Here is a 15,729-nt window from a genome sequence, read left to right as displayed (position 1 = left end):
ACTGGGCCTGCTCCGCAGCGATGCGGACCGACGGTGGTGGACGGACGAGGGGGAGCGACGATGGAGGGATTCTTCGTCCTGATGCTGGTGGTCGTCGGGGTCTTCGCCGCGGCCATCAAGCACCTGAACGCGAAGGACGAGGAGCCCGGCGACGACTCCTGGATCGGGACCGCTCGCCGGGAGCCCCGCTCGTCCGTCACACGGACCCGGACCGTGCGCCGCGTACAGCGGACTCGCACGGACTCGCCGGACACCGGTGCTGCGGCGAAGGACGGGCCGGCCGGGCGATCCCGACCCCCGCGCCCGGAGGAACCGGCCCGCGCCGTGGGCCTCGCCGCGACGGCCTCGGCGCTCGCCGCGGCCGCCGCGACACGGAGCGCGACCGGGGCGGACGGTCCCGATGCCGCCCGGACCGTGACTCCCGATGCCGTCCCGCCCGACGCCGCACGGACGGACCCGGTGCCGACGAGCGCCGCCGTCTCGGGTGCCGCTGGGACCGATGCTGCGCCGACCGGTGCTGCTCCGACCACTGCTGCGCCGAGGAATTCTGAGGCATCAGGCGCTGCGTCGGCGGAGGCCGCGCCGTCGGACGAGCGTGCCGTCGGCTCGCTGTACACCCCGACCTCGTCGTCCTACAGCGTCTACACGCCGACCTCCGTCTACGAGAGCGGGACCAGCGTGCTGGACGAGGACGAGGCCCCGGACGCCGACGCGAGCTCCTGAGCGCGTGCGAGCGCGAGGCGGTGCTCCGCCGGGTCGACCTCGCCGCCCGCTCGACCTGCTCAGCGCTTCGAGCGCGCGACCTCCAGCGCCTGCTGCGCGATCGCGAGCTCCTCGTCGGTGGGGACGATCAGCACCGTCACGGGCGAGTCGTCGGCCGAGATGACCCGGACGCCCTTGGCACGCTCGGCGTTGCGGGCGGGGTCCAGGCGGATCCCGAAGCCCTCGAGCCCGGAGAGCACCCGCTCGCGCACCTCCGGCACGTTCTCGCCGATCCCGGCGGTGAACGCGATCGCGTCGAGGCCGCCGAGCACGAAGGCGTAGGAGCCGACGTACTTGCGCAGCCGGTGCACGTACACCTGCATCGCCAGCTCCGCGTCCTGGTTCCCGTCGCGGATCGCGGCGGTGATGTCGCGGAAGTCGCTCATCCCGCACAGCCCCTGCATGCCGGAGCGCTTGTTCAGCAGGGTGTCGATCTCGTCGATGCCCATCCCTGCGCTGCGGGAGAGATGGGCGTACACGGCCGGGTCGATGTCCCCGGTGCGGGTGCCCATCACGAGGCCTTCGAGCGGGGTGAGCCCCATGGAGGTGTCCATCGGCTCGCCGCCGCGCACCGCCGAGGCGGAGGCGCCGTTGCCGAGGTGGAGCACGATCTGGCGCAGCGCGGAGGTGTCCTTCCCCTGCGCGGCGAAGTACGCGGTGACCTGCTCGGAGACGTAGCGGTGGCTGGTGCCGTGGGCACCGTAGCGGCGGATCCGGTACTCGTCGGCGACCTGCTTGTTCAGCGCATAGGTGCGCGCCGCCTCCGGCAGGGAGGTGAAGAAGGCGGTGTCGAACACGGCCACATGCGGGATCGCGGGGAACAGCTTGCGGGCCGCGTCGATCCCGTCGACCGCCGCGGGGTTGTGCAGCGGCGCGAGCGCGCCGAGGTCCGCGATCTGGTCCCGCACCCAGGAGTCGATGAGCTTCGGGGCCGAGAAGCGCGCCCCGCCCTGCACCACGCGGTGGCCGACCGCCACCACGTTCGCCTCCTCGAGGGAGAGCCCCGCCTGCTCGAACAGCCGCATGACCACCTCCATGGCCACGACGTGGTTCGGCACCTCGCCCGAGAAGGGCTGGGTGACCGAGCCAGTCTCCAGCCGCGCGACGCCGTCGTCCAGGCCGATCCGCTCGACGATCCCGGAGGCGAACACCTCCTCCGCGATCGGGTCCAGCAGCTGGAACTTCAGCGAGGAGGAGCCCGAGTTCAGCACGAGCACCGTCGCGGCGTCCGGGATCGTCCGGGGATGCTCGGCGCTGTCGGAGGAGGCGTGGGCGGAGGTGGTCATGCGTTCTCCTTCGTCGGCTCCGTCGAGGCGTTCTCCGCGTCGGCCGCCTGGGCCTGGATCGCTGTGATCACGACGGTGTTGATGATGTCGTCCACGAGCGCTCCGCGGGAGAGGTCGTTGACCGGCTTGTTCAGCCCCTGCAGGACGGGGCCGATCGCGATCGCGCCGGCCGAGCGCTGCACGGCCTTGTAGGTGTTGTTGCCGGTGTTGAGGTCGGGGAAGACGAACACCGTCGCCCGGCCCGCGACCGAGGAGTCCGGCAGCTTGGTCTTGGCGACCGAGGCGTCCACCGCGGCGTCGTACTGGATCGGACCCTCCACGTCGAGCGACGCGTCGGAGGAGCGCACCAGCTCGGTCGCCTCGCGCACCTTGTCCACGTCGGCGCCGCTGCCCGAGGTGCCGGTGGAGTAGGAGAGCATCGCGATCCGCGGGTCCACGCCGAACTGCGCGGCGGTGGCCGCGGACTGCACAGCGATGTCCGCGAGCTGCTCGGCGGTGGGGTCGGGGTTCACGGCGCAGTCGCCGTAGACCAGCACCCGGTCCTCGAGCGCCATCAGGAACACCGAGGAGACGATCTTCGCGCCGGGCCTGGTCTTGATGATCTCGAAGGACGGGCGGATCGTGTGGGCGGTGGAGTGGACCGCGCCGGAGACCATCCCGTCGGCCTCGCCCATCTGCACCATCATCGTGCCGAAGTAGGAGACGTCCTGGACCGTCGAGCGGGCCTGCTCGAGGGTCACGCCCTTCTTGGCGCGCAGCCGCGCGTACTCCTCCGCGTAGCGCTCGACGTGCTCCGGGTCGTGCGGGGAGACCACGCGCGCCTCGGAGATGTCGTGGCCGAGCTGGGAGGCCTTGGCGCGGATCGTGTTCTCCTCGCCGAGCAGCACCAGGTCCGCGACGCCGCGGGCGAGGATCGACTCCGCCGCGGCGAGGATCCGCTCGTCCTCGCCCTCGGGCAGGACGATCGTCTTCTTCTCCCCGCGGGCGCGGGCCAGCAGCTCGAACTCGAACATCATCGGGGTGACCACCTCGCTGCGCGTCACCTCGAGGGCGGAGAGCAGCTCCTCGGTGGGCAGGTGCTCGGCGACCGCGCGCCGCGCCGCGTCGAGCTTCTGCGCGCTCGCGGCGCTGAGCCGGCCGCGGGAGCGGGCGATCCGCACCGCGGTGTCGAAGGTGGACAGCTCCGAGGTGATGATCGGCAGGTCCTGCTGCACGCCGGAGATGAGCCGGTCCACCTCCTCGGGCACCTCGTAGCCGCCCGTGAGCACGATCGAGGAGAGCGCGGGGAAGGTGCCCGACTGCTGCGCCATGACGAGTCCGGGGAGCAGGTCGTAGCGGTCGCCGGGGGCGATCACGGTGCAGTTCTCGGTGAGGCGGGTGAGCACGTTGGGCAGGCTCATCGCCGCGATGACCGTGCCCACGGAGACGCGCTCGAGCCACTCGGGATTGCCCATCAGCAGCGAGCCGTCCACCGCGTCCTTCAGCTCCTGCACCGTCGGTGCCAGGATCACCGGGTTCTCCGGGATCGCGGAGACCAGCGCGCCGGGCACCTTCGCCGAGACGGCCTCGCGCACGGCGTCGAGGGACGCGGCCTCGGCACGGTTGACGATGACGGCCAGCGGCATCGCATGGTGACCGCCGAACTCGCCGACGGCGACCGCCGCGAGCGCCCCGATCTGGTCCGGGCTGCGGTCCAGCCCCGAGAGCACCACCACCACCGGCGCGCCCATGTTGGCGGCGACCTCGGCGTTGAAGGCGAGCTCGGTGGGGTTGGCGAGGTCGTCGTAGTCCGAGCCGAGCACGACCAGCACGCTGTAGCGCTCGGCGAGCTCGCGATGGCGGGCGAGGATCCGCTCGTGCGCGGCATCCGGATCGGACAGCACCAGCTGGTGGTCCACCCCGATCGCGTCCTCGTAGGCCTGGTCGACGGCGGGATGGCGGATGAGCAGGTCCACCGCGTAGTCGCGCGTGGACGTCGAGCGCACGACGGGGCGGAACACCCCGACGCGATCGGATCGGGAGGCGAGGGCTTCGAGCAGACCGAAAGCCACCATCGACTTGCCGGTCATCCCCTCCGGGCTGGCGATATAGACACTCTGCGACACGACCCCAGCATAGGCGCGCGGCCCTCCCGTGGCACCGGGCCGGGAGTCCCGGCCGGGAGCCGTCGGCTCGGGTACGGGGGAGCGGCCGACGGGCCGGCGCGCACCGCGGCGGGACGAGTGCGATCCCATCGGTGCAGGTGGGGCGGCCCGGCCCCGGGCGAGATGGGTTCCCGACGTGATCGAGGTCCCTCTCCAGGTCCCGTCCGGGCACCGGCTCGTACCATGGTGGCCATGCTCCGCGTCGCCCTCCGCCCCCGATTCCTCGGGCTGCTCGCCCTGATGATCGTGGCGACGATCGTGTGCGGTCTCCTCGCCGGATGGCAGTGGGACCGCGCCCACCGCGCGCTGACCGACAAGGCCGACGGCCCTCAGCAGATCGGCGACATCCGCGAGGTGGTCGGCGTCGGCGACGCCGTCACCAACGAGATCGTCGGCGACATCGTCACGGCCGACGGACGCTTCGCCGCCGGCGAGCAGGTGCTCGTCCCCGGCCGCCGGATCGAGGGGCAAGACGCCGTGATCGTGGTGACCGCCTTCCTGGTCGAGCTCGAGGACGGCACCGAGGCCCGACTGCCCGTGGCCCGCGGCTGGCTGCCCGCCGAGGACGTGACCGGCGAGGACGGCGCGCTCGATCCCTCCCTCGCCCCCGCCGCGCCCGAGGGGGAGGTCCGCCTCTCCGGACGCCTCGAGGCGAGCGAGTCAGCCTCCGGCGGCGTCGTCGACGGGGTGGCGCGGGAGATCGCGACCCCGCTGCTGGTCAACGAGTGGGGCTCGCCCATGTACGCCGGCTATCTCGCGCCGGACGAGGCCGAGGCCCCGCTCTCGGCGCTGCCCGCCGCGGAGTCCCAGTTCTCCCGCGGCCTGGACTGGCAGAACATCGGCTACTCCTTCCAGTGGGTGGCGTTCGGCGTGTTCTTCCTGTACCTGTGGTGGCGCTCGGTGCGCACCGCCTATCGCGACGAGCTCGACGACCGCCGGGAGGAGGTCGAGAGGCTGCTCGCCGAGGCCTCCGGCGACGGGCCCCGCCCCGGGCCGTCGGCCGGTGCCGGCCCCTCCGACGGTGCCGATTCCGCCCCGAGTGCCGACCCTGCCGCCGACCGCTCCGCCGGCGCGGACCACGCCGCCGGACTCGCCCCCTCGGGCGTCGCCCCGAGCTCCCGCCCCGCCCCCCAGCAGAACCCCGACAAGGACGTGTGACCGTGCCCGCAGAACGCCCCCTCGACGAAGTCGCCGCCAGGACCTCCTTCGCCCGCTTCCGCGTGGCCTCCATCGTGGAGGGGATCGCGCTGCTGGTGCTCGTGGGCATCATGACCATGCGCTATGTCGTCTTCGGCGGCGACGCCTGGTTCACCTCGACCTCCCCGTTCTGGGAGCAGGTCTCCTCGGTGTGGTCCCCGATCCACGGCCTGATCTACATGGTCTACGTGGTGCTCGGCTTCGACCTGTGGATGAAGATGCGCTGGGGCCTGCCGCGGATGCTGCTGCTGATGTTCTTCGGCGTCGTCCCGGTGCTGTCGTTCTTCGGCGAGCGCTGGACCCACCAGCGCGTCGAGTCCGATCTCGCGCGACGCCCCACGATCCAGGACCAGGAGCGGGTCTGACCGCTGGGTGACCGGACCCCTCCTGTCCGGGGCCGCGGTGCCGGGCCCGCGCCCGAGGAGCGGGCCCGGCGTGAGCAGGCTCGCCCTCGGGGGAGCCGGACCGCGGCGCCCCGTGGCCCGGGCGCGACGTAGACTCGCGCCTGTGACCGACACCGACCAGCGCCCCGTCCTCGTCGTCGACTTCGGCGCCCAGTACGCACAGCTCATCGCTCGTCGCGTGCGCGAGGCCCGGGTCTACTCCGAGATCGTCCCGCACTCGATGGCCGTCGAGAAGATGCTCGCGAAGGATCCCCGCGCGATCATCCTCTCCGGTGGCCCGAGCTCCGTCTACGCCGAGGGCGCGCCCCGCCTGGACCCGGCCCTGCTCGAGGCCGGTGTGCCGGTGCTCGGGCTCTGCTACGGCTTCCAGTCGATGGCCGCGGCGGCCGGCGGCACCGTCTCCCCGACGGGCGTGCGTGAGTACGGCGCGACCCGCCTCGAGGCCCTCGACGCCTCCTCCGAGCTGCTCTCCGGCCAGGACGTCGACCAGAACGTGTGGATGAGCCACGGCGACTCCGTCACCGCGGCGCCCGAGGGCTTCGAGGTCGTCGCGACCTCCTCCGCCAGCCCCGTCGCCGCCTTCGAGAACCGCGAGAAGCGGCTCTACGGCGTGCAGTGGCACCCCGAGGTGGGCCACTCCGACCGCGGCCAGGAGGTGCTGGAGAACTTCCTCCACCGCGGCGCGGGCATCGAGCCGTCCTGGACCACCGGCAACGTCATCGAGGAGCAGGTCGAGCGGATCCGCGCCCAGGTGGGAGAGGGCACCGCGATCTGCGGACTCTCCGGCGGCGTGGACTCCGCCGTCGCCGCGGCGCTCGTGCAGCGCGCCATCGGCGACCGCCTCACCTGCGTGTACGTGAACCACGGCCTGATGCGCCAGGACGAGTCCGAGCAGATCGAGAAGGCCTTCGGCGCCTCCACCGGCGGGGCGAAGCTCGTCATGGTCGACGCCGAGGAGCAGTTCCTCACCGCGCTCGCCGGCGTCACCGACCCCGAGACCAAGCGCAAGATCATCGGGCGCGAGTTCATCCGCACCTTCGAGAAGGCCCAGGCGGAGATCCTGCGCGAGCAGGGCGTCGTCGAGGGCGAGGGCGACACGGCCCACGCCGAGGCCAAGGCATTCCTGGTCCAGGGCACGCTCTACCCCGACGTCGTCGAGTCCGGCGGCGGCGAGGGCGCGGCGAACATCAAGAGCCACCACAACGTGGGCGGCCTGCCCGAGGACCTCTCCTTCGAGCTGGTCGAGCCGCTGCGCACCCTGTTCAAGGACGAGGTGCGCGCCGTCGGCACCGAGCTGGGCCTGCCCGACGAGATCGTCTGGCGCCAGCCCTTCCCGGGCCCCGGCCTCGGCATCCGCATCATCGGCGAGGTCACCAAGGAGCGCCTGGACATCCTGCGCGCGGCCGACGCGATCGCCCGCGCCGAGCTGACCGCCGCGGGCCTGGACCGCACCATCTGGCAGTGCCCCGTCGTGCTCCTGGCCGACGTGCGCTCCGTGGGCGTCCAGGGCGACGGCCGCACCTACGGCCACCCCGTCGTGCTGCGCCCTGTCACCAGCGACGACGCGATGACCGCGGACTGGGCCAAGGTGCCCTACGAGGTGCTCTCCCGGATCTCGACCCGCATCACCAACGAGGTCTCCGAGATCAACCGCGTCACCCTCGACATCACCTCGAAGCCCCCGGGCACCATCGAGTGGGAGTGAGCGTCGCGTCCTGAGCCGCGACCTCCGCGAACGGGCCGGGGCCCGAGCCGCCGCACAGCGGGCTCGGGCCCCGGCCCGTTCGTCGTCGGGTCGAGGTCGCTCAGCGCACCCAGGCCCTGCGGACGGCATCGGCGGCTTCGTCGGCGGTGACCGCCGGCCGGCATTGGTGACCGAGCGCGGCCTCCCATTCCTCTGGCGTGGGGAGCCGTGCGAACGAGACCGCCTCCGGTGACGTCAGTGGACCGGAGCGTGAGAACAGGGTCGCTGCGTCCTGATCGATCATCCCGGCGGAGGCCAGAGCCCAGAGGTCATAGAGATCGCGCGGCGCGGCTCGGTCATGCCAGGCGGCAAGTTTGGCGGCGGCGAAGGATGCCGGTGTGAAAACGCGCATCGTGGCGGGCGGGGCATCGCTGTACCGCTGTTCGAGGTCGACGACCTCGGTCGGCCATGGGGGCAGATGCGATGCGCTGAGCAGCTGAATCTGGACCCGCACTGATCCGATCGTCATCGTCGACGGATCGGCGTCTCGCGTCTCCTCGAGGGGTGGCGCGAAGCGCGGGCGCCCGAGACTCCTCCGCAACAGGCGTGAGAGCGTCTTCCCCACAGCAGATGCGGTGGCGGCCCGAGGGCCGAGTGCGATCAGATCGATGTCCTCGGAGAGGCGCAGAGCGGGCAGATGAGTTCGTGACAGGGCCGTGCCGCCGAAGAAGACGAGGTCGTCGGTCCCGAGAGTCGACAGTGCGGCAAGTGCGTGGGAGATGACGTGGTCGCGGCGCACCTGGGCCTCGCCGACACCGAAGAGCTCGGCGATCTCGTGCATCTCGCCTGTATCGAGTACTCCTGGTGCTCGAGAGATCATCGTGATGCGCGCAGTTCGTCGAGTGTGCGACGGATCGCGGTATTCGTCCGGGGCGCCGTGCGGATGATCTGCGCGTACTCGTCGGGATCCAGCTGCGGGCGGAGAGTTTCGGCGGCGGTCAGCGAGGTGTCGCGGTCGCCGCCCTGGGCGGGGCGCATGAGCAGGTCGACGTGTGTCTGCTCCGGAGTCGTGACCAGTGCTCGACCCAGCTCGGTCTCCTCCAGGGCGGCGTCGACGAGGTCGAGGTCGCGCTGCACGAAGTGGACGGTTCCGGATCCGATCGTCAGAGGATGATGGCCTGCGGTCGGGACCGCGATGACCGTGGTGCCGATCGCCCGCGGGATGGCACCCCAGTGGCGGGCTGCGCCGATCCCCATGAGGATCGTGCGGCGCTCGCCGTGCCGCGCCGTCGCGATCGCCAATCCAGCGCTCTCCAGCCCGGGCTGCCAGCGCCGTGCATCTCGGCCATCGGGAGGGACGGTGTAGATGCCATGTGCCAGACGCAGCAGCGCACCGCCGGACACGAGGGAATCCAGCTGACGCCACGTGTTGGTCCCGGCGGTCTGCAGATCGCGGAACCGCATCGTGCGCAAGGGGGCGCTGGCGATCGTCCTCACGAGCTCCAGATCCTTCATCTCGCCCCTTTCACTGAGCGTGAGCATACGCCATTCGTATACCTGTGCTCGATGAATGCCGGGTTTCCCGTCAGACCTCCGTCGGCGGCTCGAGCAGGCGCGAGGGGTGCGAGGGGGCGACGGCGTGCCAGGAGTGGGTCCTCTCGAAGGTCTCCCAGCCCATCGCGGCGTAGATCCCGTCGGCGCCGGTGGGGGAGTCGTCGTCGACCTCGAGGTCCACGAACTCCCGTCCTCGCTCGGCGGCATCGCGGATCGCGGCGCGCAACAGGGACTTCGCCACCCCGTGGCCGCGGGCGCTGCGGTGCACGCCGAGGTACTCGAGGTAGGTGCCCTCGCCGCGGGTGGCCGTGGCCTTCATCGGCGCGGCGACGAGGCCGCCGGCGGGCAGCCAGCGTCCGTCCCGCTCGATCTCGGCGATCCACCAGTGGTCCCAGTCCGCCTGCTCCGGGTTCTCGATGAGGCGCTGGGCGAACTCGGCGAAGGACTCGCGGTAGGAGTTGAAGTGGTCGGCGAAGGACTCCTCGAGCATCCGGTGCACGGTGCGGACGTCCTGGGCGACCGGCAGGCCCGTGTCGTGGAGGTTGACCCTTCGCACCCGCGTGCCCTCGCGCGGGGCGGGCGTCGACGTCGCCTCCTCCGCCTCGACATGGCGGCGCATGTGCAGCCAGGTGCGGACCTGTGCGTAGCCGGCCGCCGCGAGCAGGCGCTCCTTGTCGGTGTCGAGCTCGTTCGCATCGGTGGTGAGCTTGGAGGTCTCCACGCCGCGGGCGCGGGCGAACGACCCGCCGACCTCGACGGCCCAGTCCAGCAGGGAGACGGCGAGCGCATCCCGCTCCGGGGCCTCCGACACGATCGTGAACTGGACGTTGGTGCGGCCGGTGGCGCGGTCCTCGAGCGAGATCCAGGCCAGCGGCGGCAGGTCGAGGGAGGGGGCGCCGTCGGCGGCGACGGGGACCACGACCACCTGGCGTCGGGCCCACGACTTCAGCCCCACCATGCGCGAGCGCAGGCCGGCCTCGTCGGGTGTGGCCTCGGGGTCGTAGCGGCGCATCGAGGCGGTGATCAGCGCGGCCACCGGGGCGACGTCCGCCGGGATCGGCAGGCGCGTGGTGACCCTCCCCTCGAGCGATGCGGGGAGGGCGGGCGGGAAGTGATCCACGAGCAGCATCCGCCCATCTTTTCACGACGGGCACGGGGCGCCTGGGCGTTCGTCCGGGCGCATCGGGCACCGGCCCGTGTCGAGGCCCCGCCCGTCGAGACGCCCTGACCGAAGTGCCGAGAGCTCCGTTCCTCCCGGGTGGAGCGGGTGGAACGGAGCTCTCGGCGTCTCGGCGAGGTGCGTCGCCGGAGTGGGTCGACGGCCGACGGGCCGACGGGCCGGCTCAGCGGGCGGTGCCCACCGGATCGCGTCCGTCGTCGGCGGGGCGCTGTCCCGCGTCGGCGTCGGCCTCGGGGTCCACGACCGGGATCGGCCCGGTGCGGGGGTGGAGGTCCTCCGGCTCGGAGCCGGTGCCGCTGAGCTCCGCGGCCGCGTCGAGGCCGGGCTGTGCGACCTGCTCATCGGCGGTCTCGACGGTCTCGCGCAGCGGCACGTGCTTGATGAACAGCGAGAGCACCAGCGCGAGGACCGCGAAGGGCACCGCGGTGAGGAACACGTCGTGCATCGCATCGCTCAGCCCGCCGCGCACCGGGTCCACGAGGAACTCGGGCAGCTTCGCCAGGGCGGAGGGGTCCAGCACCGCGTTCTCGAGGGTGCTGGTGTCGACCTCACCGCCCGTGCTCTGCAGCGCGGCGAGCTGCTCGGGCGGCAGGGCCGCGATCTTCTCGGGGATCGCGGTGGACATCGAGGCGGTCATCACGGTGCCGAGCACGGCGGTGCCCACCGTCGAGCCGATGTTGCGGAAGAACTGGATCGCGGCGGTCGCGGTGCCGAGCTCGCGGCGGGAGACGGCGTTCTGCACGACCAGCGTGTAGACCTGCATCGACAGGCCGAGCCCCAGGCCGATCACGATCATCGCGAGGGTCAGGTGCCACTGCGTGTCGCCGTAGGAGAGGTTCGCCAGCAGCAGGTAGCCCGCGACCATCACCACGCCGCCCAGGATCAGGAACGGGCGGTAGCGGCCGGTGCGGGAGATGAGCAGGCCCACCAGGATCGAGGTGAGGATCATCGCGACCGACTGCGGGACGAGGATCATGCCGGAGTTGGTGGCGGAGACGCCCATGACGCCCTGCGCGTAGACGGGGATGTAGATGATCGCGCCGAACATCGCCACCGCGATCGCGAAGGATGCCGCGACCGACAGCGCCACGATCGGGCGCAGCAGCAGGTGCAGGGGCAGCAGCGGCTCCTCGACCCGGGTCTCGATCACCACGAAGGCGACGAGGAAGAGTGCGGCCACCGCGTACATCCCGATGATCACGGGGGAGGTCCACTCGTAGTCGCCGCCGCCCCACGTGGTGGCCAGCAGCGCGAGCACGAGGCCCGGGGTGAGGGTGAGGATGCCCCAGAAGTCGACCTTGCCGTGCTGCTGGGACTTCTCCAGGTGGAGGAAGCGCAGGATGAAGGCGAAGGCGACCACACCGATCGGGAGGGTCAGGAAGAAGGCCCAGCGCCATCCCAGGTGGTCGGTGATCGCACCGCCGATCAGCGGGCCGGCGACCGAGGTGACGCCGAAGACGGCGCCCATGATGCCCTGGTACTTGCCGCGCTGACGGGGCGGGATGATGTCGCCGATGATCGTCTGGCTCAGGGGCATCAGGGTGCCCATGCCCAGGCCCTGCACGGCGCGGGCGAAGACCAGGAACCAGAAGCCCTGGGCGAGGCCGGCGAGCACGGAGCCGATCATGAACACGGCGAGGCCGCCGAGGTAGAACCAGCGGCGCCCGTAGAGGTCGGAGAGCTTGCCGACGACGGGGACCGCGACGGCGGAGACGAGCATCGCGGCGGTCGCGATCCAGTTGTAGTGCTCGACGCCGCCGAGCTCGGCGACGATGCGCGGCATCGCGGGGCCGACGACGGTCTGGGAGAGGGAGGCGACGAACATGCCGAGCATGAGCCCGACGAAGACGAGCTTGCCCTGGCGGTCGAGGCCGGTGAAGGCGGCGGGCTCCGCAGCGGCCGGCTGCGGTGCCCGGGTGGTGGATGCAGTCATGAGGTCCTCGGGAGTGAGCGGTGGGGAGACGGCCGCAGCACCCCGTCGGGCTGTGACTCGCACACACTACAGAACTGTTGCATTGACTGCACTATTGCATCGAGTGCAGATTTTGTGATGTGTCGGACCTAGGATGGGGGCGTGACTTCCGCGCAGACGACCGATGACCATGACCCCGCGGGCTCGGAGGAGCTCGGCCTGCGGGAGCAGAAGAAGCGCCAGACCCGCATGGCGATGCACCGCGCCGCCCTCGAGCTGGTGGTCGAGCACGGGCTCTCGGCCGTGACGGCGCAGATGATCGCCGAGCGTGCCGGGGTCTCCACCCGCACCTTCTTCAACCACTGGGTGACCAAGGAGTCCGCGATCCTCGGGATCAACGGCGGGGAGGGTGCACAGGCGATCGCCTCGTTGCGGGAGAAGCTCCTGGTCATGCCGGCGCGTGAGGCGATGCGCTCGATGATGCGCGAAGCGATTGCGAACGTCCCCGTCGACCGCGGTCTGCGCGAGCTGAAGAAGCAGGTCATGGAGCAGGAGCCGAGCCTGCACCTGGTCTCCAGCGGAAACCTCCAGGCGATGCAGACCGAGCTGGTCGAGGAGCTCGCCGAGGCGCTCGAGGGCGAGTTCGCCCGCGATCATGCGGTGATCCTGGTGCAGGTGAGCTTCGCCCTGACCCGCAGCGCGTTCGCGATCTCCATGCGGCGCGGCATCGACCCGGTCCGCGCCTTCGACCAGGTGCTCACTCTCTACGACGGGTCGGGCACCGAGATCTGAGCCGGAGGCCGCGCGAGCCCGGGCTGAGGTGGGCAGGGCTCAGCGGAGCATGCGGCCGAGTCCGCCGGTCCAGCCGCGCCCGTCCTCGAGGCGCTCTGCAACCCCTCGCGCGAGGCGCGAGGTGCGGGGGAGCGCGGCGACGTCGACCGGAGGACGTCGGCCGAACACGAAGAAGAGCGCTCCGTCGTCCATCCGGGAGTGCTCGAGCATCTCCCAGCGCGCGGCGAAGCGGGCGAGGTTCGAGCCCACTCCCGTGATCTCGGCGAGCTGGTCGCTCAGCAGCCACGAGTCGCAGACGAACTCATGGCCGAACGCGGGCTCCTCCACGCCGCGCCCCGCGCCGAGCTCGGTGTAGTGCTCCGCGAAATACGCGGTCGCGGCGTCGAAGGAGGCGTCGACCTCCGCCGGGTCCAGCGGGCCGCGCGCCGGGATGTGGGTGCCGAGCACCCAGCGGCGGGGGTCGTCGGCCGACGGCGTCGAGCCGGTGCCCGCGAGCAGGGCGACCGGCTGGCGGTGCAGGTCGAACTGGAGTCGCCCGAGGTGCACCAGCCGCCCCGCCCAGTTCATGCTCATCCAGTTCAGCTGGTGGAGGCCCAGCCGCCCGGTGCCCGCGCGGTGGACCCGCATCTGCTGGCCGAGATCGGCGAGCACTTCCCAGGACTGCTCTCGTGTGAGGCCGCGCGCGTCGTGCCAGGCGCGCACCGTCGAGGTGGAGACCAGCAGTGCGAGGATCGCGACCAGGCCCTCCCCGGGGGCGAGGCGCTGCTGGAGCCCGTCGTGGCGGTCCTTCTCGGCGGCGAGGTCGACCTCGGGCACCTCGAGCCCGGCGGCGGCGCGCAGACGGTTCGCGGTCGCGGTCACCTCGGCGAGCACCTCCTCGTCGGCCGCGGCGGCGTCGAGCAGGGGGAGCAGGTCCGAGGCGTCCTGGTCGGTGATCCCGAGGTTCTCGAGCAGGGCGGTGCGGGAGGGGGCGGTGAGCATGACGCGCACGTCCGCGGCGGCGAGCTCGTCCTCGGCGCGGATCTCGGCCGGCGGGGGAGGCTTCATGTGATCACGGTAACGGGTCAGCCGCCTCCTCCCGCTACGATCGGTGCGTCCCGACCACGAGCGCGCCGGTGCGCCGGCGAGGAGGCCACGATGACCAGCCCGCAGCAGGATCCCGCCACGCCCGAGACGCAGGACGCCCCGGCTTCCAAAACGCAGGACGCCCCGGCCGCACCGCCCGCGAGCTCGGAGGAGGCCGAAGCGATCCGCACCGCCTACGGCTTCGAGGGCGCGCGCATCCACCTCGGCGCGATGCTCGACGGGGACGAGCCTGACCCGAGCGTGCCGGTGAACCTCGCCGTCTCGATGCTGAACCGCCACGGCCTGATCGCCGGCGCCACCGGCACCGGCAAGACCCGCACCCTCCAGGTCATCGCCGAGCAGGCCGCCCACGCCGGCGCCGCCGTGTTCGTCGCCGACATGAAGGGCGACCTCTCCGGCATCGCCGTTCCCGGGACCGCCTCCGACAAGCTCACCGCGCGCGCCGCGGCCCGCGGTCAGGAGTGGGTCTCCCGCGCGGCGCCCACGGAGTTCTTCACCCTCGGCGGGCAGGGCGAGGGCGTCCCGATCCGCACCACCGTCAGCGACTTCGGGCCGGTGCTGATGGCGAAGGTGCTCGAGCTGAACCCCACCCAGGAGTCCTCGCTCGGGCTGATCTTCCACTACGCGGACTCCCAGGGCCTGGCGCTGCTGGACCTCAAGGACCTGCGCGCGCTGATCCAGTTCCTCACCTCCGACGAGGGCAAGGACGAGCTCAAGGGCATCGGCGGGATCTCGAGCGCGACCGCGGGCGTGATCCTGCGCAGCCTCACCGCCTTCGAGGCCTCCGGCGCGGACGTCTTCTTCGGCGAGCCCGCCTTCGACACCCAGCAGCTGCTGCGCACGAAGGACGGCGCGGGCATGATCTCCTGCCTCGAGCTGCCCGGGGTCGCCTCCCGCCCGGCGCTGTTCTCCACCTTCATGATGTGGATGCTGGCCGAGCTGTACCAGGAGCTGCCCGAGGTGGGCGATGCCGAGGTGCCCAAGCTGGTGTTCTTCTTCGACGAGGCGCACCTGCTGTTCAAGGACGCCTCCAAGGCCTTCCTGGACCAGGTGGTCCAGACCGTGCGCCTGATCCGCTCCAAGGGCGTGGGCATCTTCTTCGTCACCCAGACCCCGAAGGACATCCCCGGCGACGTCCTCGCCCAGCTCGGCAACCGGGTCCAGCACGCGCTGCGCGCCTTCACCCCGGACGACGCGAAGGCGCTCAGGGCCACCGCGAAGACCTTCCCCACCTCCGAGCACGACCTCGAGGAGGTCATCCCTGCGCTCGGCACCGGTGAGGCGATCGTGACCGTGATGAGCGAGGACGGCGCCCCGACGCCCGTCGCGATCACTGCGGTGCGCGCCCCGGAGAGCTCGATGGAGCCCGCCGGCGAGCAGGTCATCAAGGAGTCCGCCGCGGCCTCGCCGCTGATGAAGGACTACGGCGAGGCGGTGGACAACGAGTCCGCCTACGAGATCCTCCAGAAGCGCGCCGCGGCCGACGCCGAGGCCGAGGACGCCGCGGCCGCGGAGAAGGAGGCCGCGGGGAAGGGCGACGCGAAGGGCGCGGACCCCGAGGCGAAGCCCGCCGCGAAGAAGCCCGCGAAGAAGGCCGAGGGGCTGATGGGCAACCCTGCCGTGAAGTCCTTCCTCCGGTCCGCCGGGACGGTGCTCGGCCGCGAGATCAGCCGCTCCCTGTTCGGGACCCGCAAGCGCCGCTGAGCGGGACCGTCGGACGTCATCGAT

13 protein-coding genes are annotated in these 15,729 nt (G+C 71.7%); 6 read left to right on the top strand and 7 right to left on the bottom strand.

Annotation, left to right across the window (positions count from 1 at the left end; genetic code table 11):
• Positions 1 to 60: 60 nt before the first annotated feature.
• Positions 61 to 723, top strand: a complete 663-nt coding sequence (locus DS079_RS02580; RefSeq protein WP_126984681.1) for a hypothetical protein — start codon at positions 61 to 63, stop codon at positions 721 to 723.
• A 59-nt stretch (positions 724 to 782) separates the two neighbouring features.
• On the opposite strand, the gene DS079_RS02575 is transcribed toward DS079_RS02580, so the two are convergent.
• Together DS079_RS02575 and pta are read right to left on the bottom strand one after the other, a co-directional pair.
• A complete protein-coding gene (locus DS079_RS02575; RefSeq protein WP_126984680.1) occupies positions 783 to 2,048 on the bottom strand; it encodes an acetate kinase in 1,266 nt (421 codons plus the stop codon).
• Positions 2,045 to 4,153: a phosphate acetyltransferase gene (gene pta / locus DS079_RS02570; protein ID WP_126984679.1), complete on the bottom strand. Its 2,109-nt coding sequence runs from the start codon at positions 4,151 to 4,153 to the stop codon at positions 2,045 to 2,047. Before pta ends, DS079_RS02575 begins: the two co-directional genes overlap by 4 nt.
• 231 nt (positions 4,154 to 4,384) lie before the next feature.
• On the opposite strand from pta, the gene DS079_RS02565 reads away from it, so the two are divergent.
• The 3 genes from DS079_RS02565 to guaA all read left to right on the top strand — a co-directional run bounded on the left by DS079_RS02565 (position 4,385) and on the right by guaA (position 7,498).
• Positions 4,385 to 5,350, top strand: coding sequence for an SURF1 family protein (locus DS079_RS02565; RefSeq protein WP_126984678.1), 966 nt, complete (start codon positions 4,385 to 4,387; stop codon positions 5,348 to 5,350).
• A 2-nt stretch (positions 5,351 to 5,352) separates the two neighbouring features.
• Complete coding sequence (locus DS079_RS02560) at positions 5,353 to 5,754, top strand: DUF3817 domain-containing protein (RefSeq protein ID WP_083840098.1); 402 nt, start codon at positions 5,353 to 5,355, stop codon at positions 5,752 to 5,754.
• A gap of 142 nt (positions 5,755 to 5,896) precedes the next feature.
• Positions 5,897 to 7,498: a glutamine-hydrolyzing GMP synthase gene (gene guaA / locus DS079_RS02555; RefSeq protein ID WP_126984677.1), complete on the top strand. Its 1,602-nt coding sequence runs from the start codon at positions 5,897 to 5,899 to the stop codon at positions 7,496 to 7,498.
• Positions 7,499 to 7,598: 100 nt separating this feature from the next.
• On the opposite strand, the gene DS079_RS02550 is transcribed toward guaA, so the two are convergent.
• From DS079_RS02550 to DS079_RS02535, 4 genes are all read right to left on the bottom strand, one after another.
• Positions 7,599 to 8,318: a nucleotidyl transferase AbiEii/AbiGii toxin family protein gene (locus tag DS079_RS02550; RefSeq protein WP_241237518.1), complete on the bottom strand. Its 720-nt coding sequence runs from the start codon at positions 8,316 to 8,318 to the stop codon at positions 7,599 to 7,601.
• 35 nt (positions 8,319 to 8,353) lie between these two features.
• Positions 8,354 to 9,019 carry a type IV toxin-antitoxin system AbiEi family antitoxin domain-containing protein gene (locus DS079_RS02545; protein ID WP_126984675.1) on the bottom strand — a complete coding sequence of 222 codons (666 nt, stop codon included), beginning with the start codon at positions 9,017 to 9,019 and terminating at the stop codon, positions 8,354 to 8,356.
• Positions 9,020 to 9,062: 43 nt separating this feature from the next.
• A complete protein-coding gene (locus DS079_RS02540) occupies positions 9,063 to 10,160 on the bottom strand; it encodes a GNAT family N-acetyltransferase (RefSeq protein ID WP_126984674.1) in 1,098 nt (365 codons plus the stop codon).
• 214 nt (positions 10,161 to 10,374) lie between these two features.
• On the bottom strand, positions 10,375 to 12,144 hold the full coding sequence (locus DS079_RS02535; RefSeq protein ID WP_241237517.1) for an MDR family MFS transporter: 1,770 nt from the start codon (positions 12,142 to 12,144) through the stop codon (positions 10,375 to 10,377).
• A gap of 141 nt (positions 12,145 to 12,285) precedes the next feature.
• On the opposite strand from DS079_RS02535, the gene DS079_RS02530 reads away from it, so the two are divergent.
• Positions 12,286 to 12,915 carry a TetR/AcrR family transcriptional regulator gene (locus DS079_RS02530; protein ID WP_070500634.1) on the top strand — a complete coding sequence of 210 codons (630 nt, stop codon included), beginning with the start codon at positions 12,286 to 12,288 and terminating at the stop codon, positions 12,913 to 12,915.
• Positions 12,916 to 12,954: 39 nt separating this feature from the next.
• Here DS079_RS02530 and DS079_RS02525 read toward each other — a convergent pair whose 3' ends face one another.
• Entirely contained in the window at positions 12,955 to 13,962 is a 1,008-nt protein-coding gene (locus DS079_RS02525) for an acyltransferase domain-containing protein (protein WP_126984673.1), read from the bottom strand.
• Between the two features lie 90 nt (positions 13,963 to 14,052).
• Here DS079_RS02525 and DS079_RS02520 point away from each other — a divergent pair, with 90 nt between their 5' ends.
• The gene (locus tag DS079_RS02520; protein ID WP_126984672.1) at positions 14,053 to 15,705 is read left to right on the top strand and encodes a helicase HerA-like domain-containing protein; all 1,653 of its coding nucleotides are present in this window, start codon (positions 14,053 to 14,055) and stop codon (positions 15,703 to 15,705) included.
• The last annotated feature ends 24 nt before the right edge of the window (positions 15,706 to 15,729 follow it).

It is taken from the genome of Brachybacterium paraconglomeratum (genome assembly GCF_003994255.1).
In the GTDB taxonomy this organism is placed as follows: Bacteria; Actinomycetota; Actinomycetes; order Actinomycetales; family Dermabacteraceae; genus Brachybacterium; species Brachybacterium conglomeratum.
This window is presented reverse-complemented; position numbering and strand designations above follow the sequence as displayed.

Bases quoted from the DNA above. Each gene is read 5' to 3' on its own strand.
- DS079_RS02580 (WP_126984681.1), top strand. From the start codon at position 61: ATGGAGGGATTCTTCGTCCTGATGCTGGTGGTCGTCGGGGTCTTCGCC.
- DS079_RS02575 (WP_126984680.1), bottom strand. From the start codon at position 2,048: ATGACCACCTCCGCCCACGCCTCCTCCGACAGCGCCGAGCATCCCCGG.
- DS079_RS02565 (WP_126984678.1), top strand. From the start codon at position 4,385: ATGCTCCGCGTCGCCCTCCGCCCCCGATTCCTCGGGCTGCTCGCCCTG.
- DS079_RS02550 (WP_241237518.1), bottom strand. From the start codon at position 8,318: ATGCACGAGATCGCCGAGCTCTTCGGTGTCGGCGAGGCCCAGGTGCGC.
- DS079_RS02545 (WP_126984675.1), bottom strand. From the start codon at position 9,019: ATGCTCACGCTCAGTGAAAGGGGCGAGATGAAGGATCTGGAGCTCGTG.
- DS079_RS02540 (WP_126984674.1), bottom strand. From the start codon at position 10,160: ATGCTGCTCGTGGATCACTTCCCGCCCGCCCTCCCCGCATCGCTCGAG.
- DS079_RS02535 (WP_241237517.1), bottom strand. From the start codon at position 12,144: ATGACTGCATCCACCACCCGGGCACCGCAGCCGGCCGCTGCGGAGCCC.
- DS079_RS02525 (WP_126984673.1), bottom strand. From the start codon at position 13,962: ATGAAGCCTCCCCCGCCGGCCGAGATCCGCGCCGAGGACGAGCTCGCC.
- DS079_RS02520 (WP_126984672.1), top strand. From the start codon at position 14,053: ATGACCAGCCCGCAGCAGGATCCCGCCACGCCCGAGACGCAGGACGCC.